Here is a 13,839-nt window from a genome sequence, read left to right on the forward strand (position 1 = left end):
TCGTTCCAGGGCCGTATTGGGGGCGTACCTGCACTACCCATTTCCTAAGGAAAGGGGTAGTAAATGGGTTAGTGTTTTCCTGGGGAAGGGGTAGTCAAAGAACGAAGAAGGTACGAACTGTCTTACTCCCTCATATTCAATGTTTTTATATAATGTTACTGCACTGTTAAGGAATGCGGATTGCAAACCTTCAGGCATTGCCTTTGTTTCAATTTTATATCCGGAATGTTAAAACCAGTCAGTTATGAAGAAAATAATAGTTACAGTGCTAATGGCCTCTGGCCTCCTTGCCCTCGCCAGTTGCAAAAAAGACCCGGTAAAGAACCTCCAGGGTGATGAAGGGCAAATATATATCACCAAACACGCCGATTCGGTGAATTTCGGTTCCTTTCACACCTTCAGTATCGCCGACTCGGTAGCCGTTATCAGCAACAACCAGTTGCAGGGTAAAGTGCTCACCGATGTAGATGCAGCCTATATTAATGCAGTGAAAACCCGGCTTGTACAGCGCGGCTATACGCAGGTATCCCGCGATCAGAATCCCGACCTAGGCATTACCATAAGCCGTATTTACAATACCTCAACGGGTGTGTTTGATTATGGCTCGTATTGGGATCCCTATTATGGCTCCTATTGGGACCCCTACTATTGGGGGTATGGCGGTTACGGGTATTATTTCCCCTCGTATTATTTGGGCACCTACTCCATTACCGAAGGGGCCATGTCGATCGATATTTTTAACCTGAGAGATGCCAAACAAACCAACAAAATAAGCGGCATCTGGAGTGGGCTTGTGAGGGGTTCGGGCGTCTTTAGCGTTTCAACCGCTAACAACGGCGTGCAGGCCCTCTTTGACCAGAGCCCTTATTTTAAAGTGTCGCAATGAATTCATCATGAACAATTAAAAGTGTAAGATATGAAAACGCAGTTGAGGACGGCTTTGCTATTGATAACCAGTGTATTGTTTGTAACGTATATGCCCTTTGCCACCAAAGCCCAGGAACGTGAATTACAACTCGATCTCAATTATTCCATTGGCATACCCTCGGGTTCTTTTAAAACTGATGCGGTTGATAAAACCTCCTTCCGCGGGTGGACGGCCAACCTGTTGTACAATATAACCGATAAAATATCTGTAGGGGTAGGGACCGGTTTCCAGGATTTCTATCAAAAATATCCCCGCGCCGTATATAAGCTGGCAGAGGGGGGCGAGGTATCGGCCGTATTAACCAATTCCATTCAAACCATACCCCTGCTGGCCGAATTTCAGTACCGCTTTATGCCGCACAATATGGTGCAACCCTATGTGGGTGTAGGCGTTGGTGGCAATATGATCGTGTTTGACCAATACCTGGGTGAGTTTGAAAATTCAAGATCTTCTTTCAAGTTTGCCGCCCGGCCCCAAGCAGGCGTGCTTATTTCGTTCAGGAAGGACGGTCCGGCCGGCATACATGTATTTGGCGCGTATAATTACATGCCGTATAAAGAAGAAGGCATCAATAACCTCAATAATTGGGGCGCTGGTGTTGGGGTGAAGTTCCCGTTGCATTAAGCAGGCCACACCCCCGCCCCTATAGGGGAGGAAGAAAAGAATTACAGGGGTCAGGGTACAGGTTGTTCAACTTGTACCCTTTTATGTTTTATGTATCTGCGTTGTATTCAGCGCCCCCTTTAGGGGGCTGGGGGGTATTAATTCAATTGCGGATCAACGGGGAAATTGGCCATCATTTCATAATCGCCACCAAGGTGCCGCAGCGATTCTTTCCATATTTCATCGGCCTTGCGGTGAAATACCAGCTTGCGGGTGGCCTGCGCGGTAAGCCATGATTTTTCTTTCAATTCATCATTGAGCTGGCCGCTGCCCCAGCCGGAGTAACCTATAAAAAAACGGATCTTTGTAGTGTCAATAGAACCAGCCTTGATGAGGGTAATGGCCGTTTCAAAATCGCCGCCCCAGTAAATACCATCCAGCACTTCATAGCTGCCTGGTATAAGATCGGGGTATTGATGCAGGAAATGAATGGTATCCATTTGAACCGGTCCGCCATAAAATACGGGTAATTTGAGCTCATCCAGATCGTTCATCAGCTCGTTCAGGGTGTGTCCGAATACCCGGTTTATTACAAAACCAAAGCTGCCTTCTTCCTGATGGTCGCAGAGAAAAACAACTGTTCGGCTAAAATTCGGGTCCTTCAAGAACGGTTCTGCAATGAGTAATATGCCTGGTCCTGGATTTACCATATTTCTAAATTAGCACATAAAACGGGTAACCAAAATGATTGTTCAAAAAAATTAGCGTTTCAATAAAACTTTTCTAAGTTAGCATCCCGCTTTGGCGGGATTGGTAAATCTAAGTTAAACCATAGGATACGAAATTCGTGTCCTCGGGAACACTAAATTCGTTTATTAAATTTGCCGGTTAAAATTATCTGCTATGAGAGGAGTGCTTCCCGTTTCAGGGAAGGAGAAAAGTTGTAAAAGAGAACCGGTAGATAATGACAACAGCGGCGATATTAAAACCATATAATTTGCAGTTAAGGAAGATTTTTCCTGTTATAATCGTGTTGATCAGCTTATCGCTGATAGGTACCATATACGTACAGTACAGCTGGTTGCGTACCATGCTCGTCGACAAGCACGAAGAATTCAAGTACAAGCTCATTCGTGGCATCAATGAAGTAGGCACTACGTTAATGGAGCAGAAGGGGTCTTTGCCTTCGCTGAAAAGTTATCGTACCCGTCCCGACTTTAGCTGGCCATCAGAGCAGTTCAAATCAGAATTGATGCGGCCGCCAACCATTGCCCAGAAATTCACTGAGCAGGAAGTGGCCGATAAATTACACAAAGCGTTTGCCACACAGGGGTTAAAGGATGTGAAGTTTGAATTTGCTATCACTTCTAATGTAAATCTGCTTTCATACGAAATAAAATCACGCGCCTTTTTAAACCAGGTAGAAGATACTGCCAGTGACAGAAACCTGGTATTGTATTATTTGTTTCAACCACCCAGCGGCAGCGACCTCGAGAACCTGGTGCCCGAAGAGATCATGACGGTGATAGTGCCCAACGTAAAAAAAGTGGTGCTGAGCGATATGCGCTGGATGATCGTGGGGGCTGTATTCTTCACCCTTATGATCATTACTGCTTTTTATATAACCGTAAATGCCTTGTTGCGGCAGAAAAAGCTGAGCGAAATAAAGAACGACTTCATTAATAATATGACGCATGAGTTTAAAACGCCACTGGCCACTATTTCGCTGGCGGTAGATGCCCTGCGTAATGAGAAAGTGGCCCAGGACCGCGAGAAAATGAACTACTTCAGCGGTATTATTAAAGAAGAGAACAAACGCATGAACAAACATGTGGAAACCATATTGCAGGCAGCTGTAATGGACCGCCAGGAAATTACGCTGAACCGGGTTCCGCTTCATGTGCACAATCTCATTCATGAGATCATGGACAACTACAAATTGCAGCTGGAAGAAAAAGGCGCCCGCGCCGAACTGAGCCTCGATGCCCGGTACGATTTTGTAGATGCCGACCCTGTTCACTTCCGCAACCTGATCTCGAACCTGGTTGATAATGCCGTGAAATATTCGAAAGAGAACCTCTTATTAAAGATCTCAACCTATAATACCAATAAATTCATAGGTATACGCATAGAGGATAATGGTATTGGTATGAGCAAGGAAACGGTGCGCCGTATCTTCGAAAAATTCTTTCGCGCCCATACGGGTAATATCCATAATGTAAAGGGGTTTGGCCTTGGCTTAAGCTATGTAAAGACCGTGGTTGATGCCCATGATGGCAAGATCAGGGTCGACAGCGTGCTGGGCAAAGGATCGGCCTTTACCCTCGAAATTCCGCTGAACAAGGAAAAAGTTACTGCCGCAACAGTAAACAGCCATCACCATAACTAAGAAAACGGAAATCATTCTCTAACGCATAAGAATAAATTTTTCGCCAGTCGTTGCCCACGAAAGCGGCCACCAGTAATAACAGGGTCGATTGGGGCTGGTGAAAATTCGTGACCAGCGCCTGGGGTATTTGAAATTTATAGCCCGGCGCTATCAGCAGTGAGGTTTTGGTAATAATGCGGTTCAACCCCTTTTTCTGCAAATACTGCAACAGGTTTTCCAACGCTGCTTTTGCTGGAACCGGCGTTCCATTCAATTCATACGGGTCCCACTGATGTACCACCAGTTCTTCCAATGGCAAATTGGGTTGCCGGCCTGCTTTTACACCCAGCCAGTACAGGCTTTCGAGCGTTCGCAGGGAGGTGGTTCCAACAACAGTGATTTGTTTATTGAGGTATTGGAGCAGGCATTCGAGCGTGCTGGTTGATACATCGATGAACTCGGCATGCATGGGATGTTCGCCCATGGTATCAGCCTTTACCGGTTTAAAGGTTCCGGCACCCACATGCAGGGTAACATATTCGCGGTGTATGTGTTTACGATCGAGTTCCGCAAACACGGCATCGGTAAAATGCAGCCCCGCAGTAGGTGCGGCCACCGATCCTTCTGAATTGGCGTAAATGGTTTGATAGCGTTCGCTGTCTGTTTGTTCTACCGTTCTTTTTATATAAGGCGGAAGGGGAATATTTCCAGCCACATGTAATACTTCGGCAAAGGTGAGCGAAACGGGCGACCAGGAAAGCTCAATGGCAAAGCTGTCTTTTTCCTTACCCAGGTACCGGGCCTGCAACAGCACTTCCTCACCGTTATACTCCATTCGTTTTTCCAGGATTTGACCAGGCTTCCATTTGGAAGCGCCGCCAATGAGGCAGATCCAGGTAACCCGGCCTTTCTGGTTCATGGCAGTGGTCATATCCGCGTATTGCGGGGGTGGTTCCAGGCAAAATATTTCAACCACAGCGCCGGTGGGCTTCTGGAAAAGCAGACGTGCCGCCACTACTTTGGTATTATTGAAAAGCAGGAGAGAACCGGGGGAAAGGAGCTCATGAATATTCCGGTAAATGTTCTCGCTAATGGCCCCGTCTTTATAGATGAGGAGGCGCGAACTGTCTCTTTCGGGGAGCGGGTACCGGGCAATTTTTTGCTCCGGCAGCTCATAGGTAAAATCGTGAACTGATAGATCTTTTGGATGCATCGGGCATGCGGCCAACTGCCGCTGTTTTGATGAAGGGCAAAGGTAGGGGATATGCGCGAAAATGTAACAATACCCAAAAACCGGTAGAGGCTGGGATGACTGGTAGTGTGCAGAAACACGCAAAGGTCCCTGAAATGTGGCGCTGGCAAGGGTTTTAGCAAACAATTAAGGGGCGCCATTTAACTAAAGAATGCGTAAATAAGAATAAACAATTAGCTAAAAGTTGACATTGATTTAGATTTTAATTTATTCCAATAAAATATTGACGCGTATTTAATTATTTCGTAACTTGGTGGCATAGGATAAGGTTTAATGGTTAATGGTATTTGATTAGTGCAGCCTCCCCTCCGGGAGGCTTTTTTATTGGTGGCCAGTGAGCAAAAGATGACATGGGTTAAACTGCCTGTTATATCGGTGCTTGCAGTGATGAGTGGTAATTGGGTTTGAAACGTTTCTTGATGAATACGCGTGAAAGTGTCAACGCACAGGCCGGCAATCGTGAATCCCCGACAAGTCGGGGCCGGCAGGCAACTATGAAATCCCGGCTTATGGCGGGGCGCAAGCTATCACTGAAAGGGTGAACTGTAAACTTCGAACTGGCAACGGGTAACTGGCTTTCATTATCAAAGTATCCCATTAATCCCTTCATCCCATTATCTCAGTCCTTTTCGCACTACCAATTTCAACGCGCTCCATTGCTCACTCACCGCGCAAACCTTTACATCGACCAGGTCGTGTTGCAGGGCATAATTGCGAATGGTATCTTCGGTAACATCGGTAGCAATGCCAGCACTTTTCTTGTACCAGCTGAACCAGATAATGACGTTAGGGTTGGTTTTGTAAACGGGTATCAGGGATTTAAAGATGGAAATGAATGCATTGGCAGAAGTTACAAAAGCATGAACCAGGTGAGGCGTTTCGCCGGCCGCTGCCAGTTGAGGGCTGATATCAGTGTGCAACCAGTTGAAATAATCTGTGGGGGCATTAATGAGCAGCACTTTCATGGCAGGGGTGATGCCCAGTTTTTTTATCAGTGGCGTACCGGAGTAACCAGCAGGCATGGAAGCTATTTTTTATCAAGGTAGCTGATTCCTCCGAACTGTAATCTTTGAACTGTTCACTTTGAACCGTGAACTGAAAACTGCGAACTATAAACTGCGAACTATAAACTGCGAACCGGCATCGGGAATCCCATCAATCCCGCGCATCCCATTATCCCAGTCCCATTTTTTCCCACCGGCAGGTGAGGAGCGAATAAAATTGACCCTTTTTCCCACCAGCGGGTTAAATCAGTGGCCCCTAAAGCAATCTTACACCCGGTCAATTCTTTGGGGGACCCTGAAATTTCCCCCCATTTTTTCCCACCAATGGGGTAAATCGCTGAAGTCTTCCCTTTTTTACCACCAAACCACCATAACTGGCATCCATTCCCTCCCCCGGTTTTAGTCAAAATTGGCGCATTTGTCGTACCTCTTTTTCCCACCAACAGGCAAATGAGGCCTTACTGAAATAGCATTTAGCCCATTTGCACCTCGCTAAATTGGCTATTCACAGCTTATGCACGGTTATGCACATTAATTCACAATGTTATTAACATGAAATGAGGATTCTGACAGTGTAAAATCGCTGGAAACGCTTGTGGGTCACCTATATACAAATAATAATCTTTGTGGAAAAAATAATTTTTCCAAATTCGGGCAAGAAAGTGGGAAAAAGTGTTATTTTGTGTAAGTATTAGTCAAGCAGCTGCAACTCATTGTAAATGATACAATTTCTCGGAGAATACGAAGCAACCCTTGACGCGAAAGGGCGTTTTCTCCTACCGGCAGGCATTAAAAAGCAAATGCCGGAGGATGCAGGTGACCAATTTGTCATAGCTCGTGGTTTTGAAAAATGTTTGACTTTATATCCTAAAAAAAACTGGGATCCCATATTAGCCGAACTGAGTAAAGTTAGTGAATACAAAGCCGAAAACCGGGAGTTCCTGAGATATTTTACAATGGGTGCTACGCTGAGTGAATTGGATTCTGCCGGGCGGATGCTGATACCACCGAATTTAAAAGCCCACGCAGGGCTCGAAAAAGATATCGTACTGGTTTCTGTTATCAATAAAATTGAGATCTGGGATAAAGTTAAGTACCAACAGTTCTTTGAGTCTTTTACACCGGAAAAGTACAGCGATCTGGCAGAGCGGGTAATGGGTGGTCAAAATACTACACAATTGTAATGTTATGAGTGAGCCTGTATACCATGTGCCGGTTTTATTGCAGGAAGTGATAGACGGACTGAGCATTCGCCCCAACGGGGTGTATGTTGATTGTACCTTTGGTGGTGGCGGACATTCCCTGGAAATTCTGAAACACCTGAACGCCGAAGGGCGGATGGTTGTTTTTGACCAGGATGCAGATGCCCGGAAAAATGTGCCCGATGATGATCGTATCATTTTTGTTCCGCACAATTTCAGGCACCTGCAACGGTTCCTCCGCTTGCATAAAATAACCCAGGTAGATGGCATTATGGCCGATCTGGGGGTAAGCAGCCACCAATTTGATACCGCCGACCGCGGCTTCAGTACCCGTTTCGAAGGCGACCTCGATATGCGCATGGACCAGCGGCAGCAACTGACCGCTTTTGAAGTGGTGAACACCTACACCGAACAGCAATTGCACAAATTGTTTGAACAGTATGGCGAGGTAACCAATTCAAAAACACTGGCAAAAACCATTGTTCAGGTCCGGAAAACGGCATCGCTTAAAACCATCACCAACTTCAAACAGGCGCTTCGCTCGGTAGTAAAAGGAAATCCTCACAAGTACTTTGCCCAGGTATTTCAGGCTTTACGCATTGAAGTGAATGATGAATTAGGTGCACTGAAAGAAATGCTCCAACAGGTTCCCCCCCTGTTAAAACCCGCCGGCCGTGTAGCCATCATTACTTTTCATTCCCTGGAAGACCGGATCGTAAAGAATTTCTTCCGTAAAGGAAATTTTGAAGAAGAAGAAGTGGACGTTGATCCGTTTGGTTTGCAAACAACAACGCCACCCCTCAAAGCAGTAACAAAAAAGCCAATCGTTCCAACTGAAGCAGAAATGAAGCGAAACCCCCGCGCACGCAGTGCCCGGTTAAGGGTGGCAGAGAAAGTAGAGGAATGAAAAACATTGAGTTCTTATTCTCATAATAAAGGGTATTAAAAATTGCAATGTTCTATTGAATTACGCCTCGTGAATTAAGCATTCATAGCGGTTAGACGGATAACACCTGTCTGACCGCTATTCGATTAAGAAAAAATGAGCGAAGAAAAAGAAATATCACGCAGGAAAAGACAACGCAAAAGGTTGTTCGGGTACAGGTGGATTGTGAAGAATATTCCCTTCTTCCTGTTCCTGGCGGTTCTGGCAATTATTTATATCTATAATGGCCACTATGCCGATAACACCGTACGCAGCATCAACAATGTCAACCGCGAGCTGAAGGAACTGCAATACGAATACAAAACACTGAAAAGTGAAGTGATGTACCGTAGCAAGCAAAGTGAGCTGGCAAGAGCAGTACAACCGCTGGGGCTAAAAGAGCTTACCGTACCACCGGCCGTGCTGGTTGATACGGTAGCTGCAAAATGAGAAACAGAGAAATTAAAGATAAAGGGGCTTATTCAACTTTGACAATTGACCATTGGAAGTAAAAAAGGACATATTATGGCGGGTGTATATGAGCTTTCTGGGCATAGTGGTGTTCAGCGTTGTAATAATGGGCCGTGCGGTTTATATTCAACAGGCACAGGGTTCGTACTGGCGTGAGCAGGCAAAGGAGCAACAGCAAAAATTTGTAGAGATCGATGCGCAACGCGGCACCATTTATAGTGAAGACGGCCGCATGCTCAGCACCTCAACGCCATACTTTGACATATATATTGATTTTGCAGCAGAAGGATTGCGCGATAAAAATGGCGCCCGCTTCGAGAACAACCTTGATTCACTGTCACTTGGACTGGCAACTATGTTCCCCGAAAAAAGCAGGGCATCGTGGCGCAGAGAATTAAAAAACGGTTATCAAAAGAAGAACCGTTATTATTTGTTAAAAAAGAACCTGACATTTCAGCAATACAAGCAGTTACGTAGTTTGCCATTGGTGCGGGAAGGAAAAAATAAAAGCGGCTTTATTGCAGATGTAAAAGATAAAAGGTTGAACCCGTTCGGCTTGCTGGCCAACAGAACCATCGGGTTATCACGCGAGTATATAGACAGTGGCGGTATCATGCGTAACATGAATGTGGGTTTGGAAAAAACATATGACGATCAGTTACGCGGTGAAAGTGGAAAACGCCTGATGCGAAAAATAGCAGCCGGCGTATTTGTGCCTGTAGACGGTTCTGAAATTGAACCGCAAAGTGGAAAAGATATCATTACCACCCTGGATGTGAACATCCAGGATATCACGGAAAATGCTTTGTTGAATGTGTTGACTACAAACGAGTGTGAATATGGCACTTGTATTGTAATGGAAGTGGCAACAGGAAAAATTAAGGCCATTGCAAACCTGAGCCGCCGCGAAGATGGCAATTATTGGGAAAACTTCAATTATGCCATTCAGACGTCGGAACCAGGTTCTACATTTAAACTGGCCACAATGCTGTCGCTGCTCGAAGATCAATTAATAACTTTGCAGCAACATATAAACCTGGAAGGCGGAAGCTGGAATGTGAATGGAAGAACGGTTTACGATACAGAAGATCATGGAACCGACGCAACAATAAAACATGCGTTTGAATTGAGCTCGAATGTTGGAATGGCGAAACTGGCCATGACCTATTATGGCAAGAACCCGACACGTTTTGTAAATCACATTAAGAAACTGCACTTCGATCAGCAAACAGGAATTGATCTGTTAGGTGAAGCGAACCCGGTTATAAAAACGCCCAAATCAAAGACATGGAGCGCAACGTCACTGCCATGGATGAGTTTTGGGTACGAAGTAATGGTAAGCCCGTTGCAAACATTGATGTTGTATAATGCAGTTGCCAATGGCGGTACCATGATGAAACCTTACCTGGTAAATGAAGTGCAGGAAAACGGAGTGGCTGTTCATAATAACCAGCCACAGGTAGTGGAAGAATCAATTTGCAGTGCAAAAACATTGAAACTGTTGCGCGAGTGTTTGGAAGGAGTTTGCATAAATGGAACGGCAGCAGAATTGTTCAGAGGTGCGCCCTATAGTGTTGCCGCCAAAACCGGTACCGCTTTAATGGCAAATGGAAACAAAGGATATTCAGAGCATATTTACCAGTCGTCCTTTGCAGGTTATTTTCCGGCCGACCATCCGCAATACAGTTGTATTGTAGTGATCCGTAACAAACCCTTTGCACCGGTTTATTATGGCGCAAAAATAGCCGGACCGGTATTTAAAGAGATCGCTGATAAATTATATGCGCAGAATTCGGATCAAAGCCGGGGAATAAAACAACTGGCGCTGAAAAAAGACAGCAGCAATTATTTATATGCCGGCGCATCGGAAGATATAAAAGAGGTGTTGGATAAGCTGAATATTAAATATCGCGATTCGGCCAAAACAGAAGAATGGGCGCGCATGTATGCGGTGAATTATCAGCCGGTGATCAGCAACAGGAGTGTAGCCAATAAGATTATGCCCGATATGCATGGCATGGGTTTAAAAGACGCCTTGTTCCTGCTCGAGAACAGAAAGATGAAAGTAGTGTTCCATGGAAGAGGAAAAGTGAGCAGTCAGAGTATTGAACCGGGCACCTATGTAAGCAATCATCAAACAGTGACTTTAGAATTGAATTAATAAATATATAACGTGACACTGCAGGATATATTATATAAAGTAAGCATTCGCTCGGTGCAGGGCAATACCGGCATCACCGTGCGCGACCTGCAGCTTGATTCGCGAAAGGTAAGTGCAGGATCGGTATTTATTGCCGTAAAAGGTTCAGCAGTAGATGGCCACCGGTTTATTGATCAGGTGATACAACAAGGCGCTGCCGCAGTGATCTGCGAAACATTGCCGGCCGAACTGAAAGAAGGGGTAACCTATGTGCAGGTTGAGAACAGTGGCGCAGCCGCGGGTTATATGGCGCATAACTTTTACGGGCAACCGTCTGAAAAAATAAAGCTGGTAGGTGTTACCGGCACCAACGGTAAAACCACCATCGCTACCATCTTATTCAAGCTCTTTACATCATTGGGATATAAATGTGGTTTGCTGAGCACTGTGCAGAATCATATTGGAGATGAAGTAGTGCCGGCCACGCATACCACACCGGATGCCATTAGCCTGAACGCCTTGCTGCAACAAATGGTGAACAGCGGATGTACCCATGTTTTCATGGAAACCAGCTCGCACGCCATTCACCAGCATCGCATTACCGGGTTGAAATATGCAGGCGGACTGTTCAGCAACATCACGCATGATCACCTGGATTATCACAAAACATTTGATGAATACATCCGGGTAAAGAAATCGTTTTTCGATCTGTTGCCTTCCGATGCATTTGCTATTTCAAATGCAGATGATAAACGCGGACAGGTGATGCTGCAGAATACCCATGCGCGCAAATACCTGTACAGTTTGCGCACCATGGCCGAGTTCAAAGGCAGGATCCTGGAGAACAGACTTACCGGTTTGGTAATGACCATCAACGACCAGGAAGTGCATTTTCGCCTAATTGGCGAGTTCAATGCCTACAACCTGCTGGCGGTATACGGCGCCGCAGTTTGTTTGGGAGAAGATAAACAGGAAGTGTTGCGTTGCCTGAGTGGGATCACCGGTGCAGAAGGACGATTTGATTATCTCATTTCGGCAAATCAAAAGATCATTGGCATTGTTGACTATGCACACACGCCCGATGCATTGCTGAACGTGCTGGCCACTATAAAAAAATTGCGCGAAGGACATGAGCAGGTCATTACGGTAGTAGGTTGTGGCGGCGACCGCGACAAAACCAAACGGCCGGTGATGGCAGAAGTGACCTGTGAGCACAGCGACAGAGTAGTGTTTACCAGCGATAACCCGCGCAGTGAAGACCCATTGCAGATATTAGCCGATATGGAAACGGGGCTCAACACGGCGGCCAAAAGAAAATATGTATCGGTGCCCGATCGAAAAGAAGCCATTAAACTGGCGGTGAGCATGGCAAAGCCGGGAGACATTGTGCTGATAGCGGGCAAAGGCCATGAAAAATACCAGGAAATAAAAGGGGTAAAATATCCTTTCGACGATAAGCAGGTGATGCGGGAAATGTTCGAGCTGTATGAAAAATGATGAGTAAGGCGTATACACCTAAATTAAACCAACATGCTGTACCATTTAATTGAGTGGTTAAAGGAAGCGGGGATCAAATTTCCGGGCGATGCACTGTTTCAGTTCATTACCTCCCGGGTATTGCTGGCAGTAATTCTGTCGCTGGTGATCTCGGCGGTGTTTGGAAAAAAATTCATCAACTACCTGCGTAAAAAACAGGTGGGTGAAACGGTGCGTGATCTGGGACTGGCCGGTGAGCAACAGAAAAAAGGAACGCCAACCATGGGCGGGTTCATTATCATCCTGGCCATTCTGGTTCCAACCTTATTGCTGGCCGATCTGCAAAAAGCCTATATCAGGCTCATGCTGTTTGCCACCGTATGGCTGGGGTTGATCGGTTTTATTGACGACTACCTGAAGCTGCGGGCCAAAAAACTGGCACAGCAACAAGGCATCGCTTATAAAAAAGGAGATAAGGACGGCCTCGCCGGCTGGTTCAAAATATTAGGACAGGTAGTGTTGGGTTTTGTAGTGGCCATGGTGCTGTTGTTCAATAACAATACGAAAGCATGGCGCGAATTTACCGGTACTACAGTGCCTGCCAGTGCCAGCAACAGAACGCATGTGGTGAAGTTTGATAACCAGGAAAGAGTATTTGTAGAGGCTGATGAACCTATTACCACCATTCCGTTTGTGAAGTCGCACGAGTTTAACTATTCAAAGTTATTACCGTCGGGTTTACGATCGCTTACCTGGGTCCTGTATGTAATCATCGTGATATTTATAGTGACTGCCGTATCAAACGGCGCCAATATAACGGATGGAATTGATGGGTTGGCAACGGGCACCAGTGCCATCATTGGAACGTGTTTGGGCATCTTTGCCTATGCCAGCGGTAACCTGCGGTTTGCGGAATACCTGAACATCATGTACATCCCCAACCTGGGTGAGTTGTCGATCTTCATTGGTGCGCTTATTGGGGCCTGTATCGGATTCCTTTGGTACAATGCCTATCCGGCACAGGTGTTTATGGGCGATACGGGTAGTTTAACCCTGGGTGGCATTATTGCGGCGCTGGCCATTATTGTAAGAAAAGAATTGCTGATACCTATATTCTGCGGTGTGTTCCTGGTAGAAGTATTGAGTGTAAGCCTGCAGGTATCATACTTTAAATACACCAAACGCAAATATGGCGAAGGCAAACGAATATTCTTAATGAGCCCGCTTCACCACCACTATCAGAAGCTGGGGTATCATGAATCGAAGATCGTTACGCGTTTCTGGATAGTGACCATTCTGTGTATCGTGTTCTCGATCGTAACATTGAAAATAAGATAACAACGACCTTAAAAATATAGTAAACGGATTACTGAAAAACCAACACTCTGAATTTCCACTTAAGGAAAACCAATCATAGTAGTAGGTAGGAGTGTGGTAGGGCAGTAAAGATCCAAAACTAGCGAAGAACCC

The 13,839-nt window shown here is 45.7% G+C and carries 12 protein-coding genes; 9 read left to right on the plus strand and 3 right to left on the minus strand.

Going from position 1 to position 13,839, the window contains the following annotated elements; all coding sequences use genetic code 11:
* Positions 1–244 precede the first annotated feature (244 nt).
* The gene (locus A3860_RS26850; protein ID WP_081152101.1) at positions 245–886 is read left to right on the plus strand and encodes a DUF4136 domain-containing protein; all 642 of its coding nucleotides are present in this window, start codon (positions 245–247) and stop codon (positions 884–886) included.
* A gap of 30 nt (positions 887–916) precedes the next feature.
* A complete protein-coding gene (locus A3860_RS26855; RefSeq protein ID WP_081152103.1) occupies positions 917–1,552 on the plus strand; it encodes an outer membrane beta-barrel protein in 636 nt (211 codons plus the stop codon).
* A gap of 137 nt (positions 1,553–1,689) precedes the next feature.
* Here the strand turns inward: A3860_RS26855 and A3860_RS26860 are convergent, their stop codons facing one another.
* A complete protein-coding gene (locus A3860_RS26860) occupies positions 1,690–2,241 on the minus strand; it encodes a YqgE/AlgH family protein (protein ID WP_081152106.1) in 552 nt (183 codons plus the stop codon).
* A gap of 287 nt (positions 2,242–2,528) precedes the next feature.
* Here A3860_RS26860 and A3860_RS26865 point away from each other — a divergent pair, with 287 nt between their 5' ends.
* Positions 2,529–3,920: a sensor histidine kinase gene (locus A3860_RS26865; protein WP_245843636.1), complete on the plus strand. Its 1,392-nt coding sequence runs from the start codon at positions 2,529–2,531 to the stop codon at positions 3,918–3,920.
* Here the strand turns inward: A3860_RS26865 and A3860_RS26870 are convergent.
* Both A3860_RS26870 and A3860_RS26875 read right to left on the minus strand, forming a co-directional pair.
* The gene (locus A3860_RS26870; RefSeq protein ID WP_245843637.1) at positions 3,883–5,127 is read right to left on the minus strand and encodes an S-adenosylmethionine:tRNA ribosyltransferase-isomerase; all 1,245 of its coding nucleotides are present in this window, start codon (positions 5,125–5,127) and stop codon (positions 3,883–3,885) included. The two genes, A3860_RS26865 and A3860_RS26870, sit on opposite strands and share 38 nt — an antisense overlap.
* Positions 5,128–5,765: 638 nt before the next feature.
* Positions 5,766–6,173: a hypothetical protein gene (locus A3860_RS26875; RefSeq protein ID WP_081152115.1), complete on the minus strand. Its 408-nt coding sequence runs from the start codon at positions 6,171–6,173 to the stop codon at positions 5,766–5,768.
* Positions 6,174–6,874: 701 nt separating this feature from the next.
* Here A3860_RS26875 and mraZ point away from each other — a divergent pair.
* From mraZ to mraY, 6 genes are all read left to right on the plus strand, one after another.
* Positions 6,875–7,339, plus strand: coding sequence for a division/cell wall cluster transcriptional repressor MraZ (mraZ, locus tag A3860_RS26885; protein WP_081152119.1), 465 nt, complete (start codon positions 6,875–6,877; stop codon positions 7,337–7,339).
* A gap of 4 nt (positions 7,340–7,343) precedes the next feature.
* Positions 7,344–8,264: a 16S rRNA (cytosine(1402)-N(4))-methyltransferase RsmH gene (gene rsmH, locus A3860_RS26890; RefSeq protein ID WP_081152122.1), complete on the plus strand. Its 921-nt coding sequence runs from the start codon at positions 7,344–7,346 to the stop codon at positions 8,262–8,264.
* A gap of 135 nt (positions 8,265–8,399) precedes the next feature.
* Positions 8,400–8,732, plus strand: a complete 333-nt coding sequence (locus A3860_RS26895) for an FtsL-like putative cell division protein (RefSeq protein ID WP_081152125.1) — start codon at positions 8,400–8,402, stop codon at positions 8,730–8,732.
* Between the two features lie 52 nt (positions 8,733–8,784).
* A complete protein-coding gene (locus A3860_RS26900) occupies positions 8,785–10,914 on the plus strand; it encodes a penicillin-binding protein (RefSeq protein WP_081152128.1) in 2,130 nt (709 codons plus the stop codon).
* A gap of 12 nt (positions 10,915–10,926) precedes the next feature.
* A complete protein-coding gene (locus A3860_RS26905) occupies positions 10,927–12,390 on the plus strand; it encodes a UDP-N-acetylmuramoyl-L-alanyl-D-glutamate--2,6-diaminopimelate ligase (RefSeq protein WP_081152131.1) in 1,464 nt (487 codons plus the stop codon).
* Positions 12,391–12,423: 33 nt separating this feature from the next.
* The gene (gene mraY, locus A3860_RS26910) at positions 12,424–13,707 is read left to right on the plus strand and encodes a phospho-N-acetylmuramoyl-pentapeptide-transferase (protein WP_081152134.1); all 1,284 of its coding nucleotides are present in this window, start codon (positions 12,424–12,426) and stop codon (positions 13,705–13,707) included.
* Positions 13,708–13,839 lie beyond the last annotated feature (132 nt).

Source organism: Niastella vici (genome assembly GCF_002077945.1).
GTDB lineage: Bacteria > Bacteroidota > Bacteroidia > Chitinophagales > Chitinophagaceae > Niastella > Niastella vici.

Excerpts from the sequence above, each read along its gene's own strand:
- A3860_RS26850 (WP_081152101.1), top strand. The coding sequence starts at position 245 with ATGAAGAAAATAATAGTTACAGTGCTAATGGCCTCTGGCCTCCTTGCC.
- A3860_RS26855 (WP_081152103.1), top strand. The coding sequence starts at position 917 with ATGAAAACGCAGTTGAGGACGGCTTTGCTATTGATAACCAGTGTATTG.
- A3860_RS26860 (WP_081152106.1), bottom strand. The coding sequence starts at position 2,241 with ATGGTAAATCCAGGACCAGGCATATTACTCATTGCAGAACCGTTCTTG.
- A3860_RS26875 (WP_081152115.1), bottom strand. The coding sequence starts at position 6,173 with ATGCCTGCTGGTTACTCCGGTACGCCACTGATAAAAAAACTGGGCATC.
- mraZ (WP_081152119.1), top strand. The coding sequence starts at position 6,875 with ATGATACAATTTCTCGGAGAATACGAAGCAACCCTTGACGCGAAAGGG.
- rsmH (WP_081152122.1), top strand. The coding sequence starts at position 7,344 with ATGAGTGAGCCTGTATACCATGTGCCGGTTTTATTGCAGGAAGTGATA.
- A3860_RS26895 (WP_081152125.1), top strand. The coding sequence starts at position 8,400 with ATGAGCGAAGAAAAAGAAATATCACGCAGGAAAAGACAACGCAAAAGG.
- mraY (WP_081152134.1), top strand. The coding sequence starts at position 12,424 with ATGCTGTACCATTTAATTGAGTGGTTAAAGGAAGCGGGGATCAAATTT.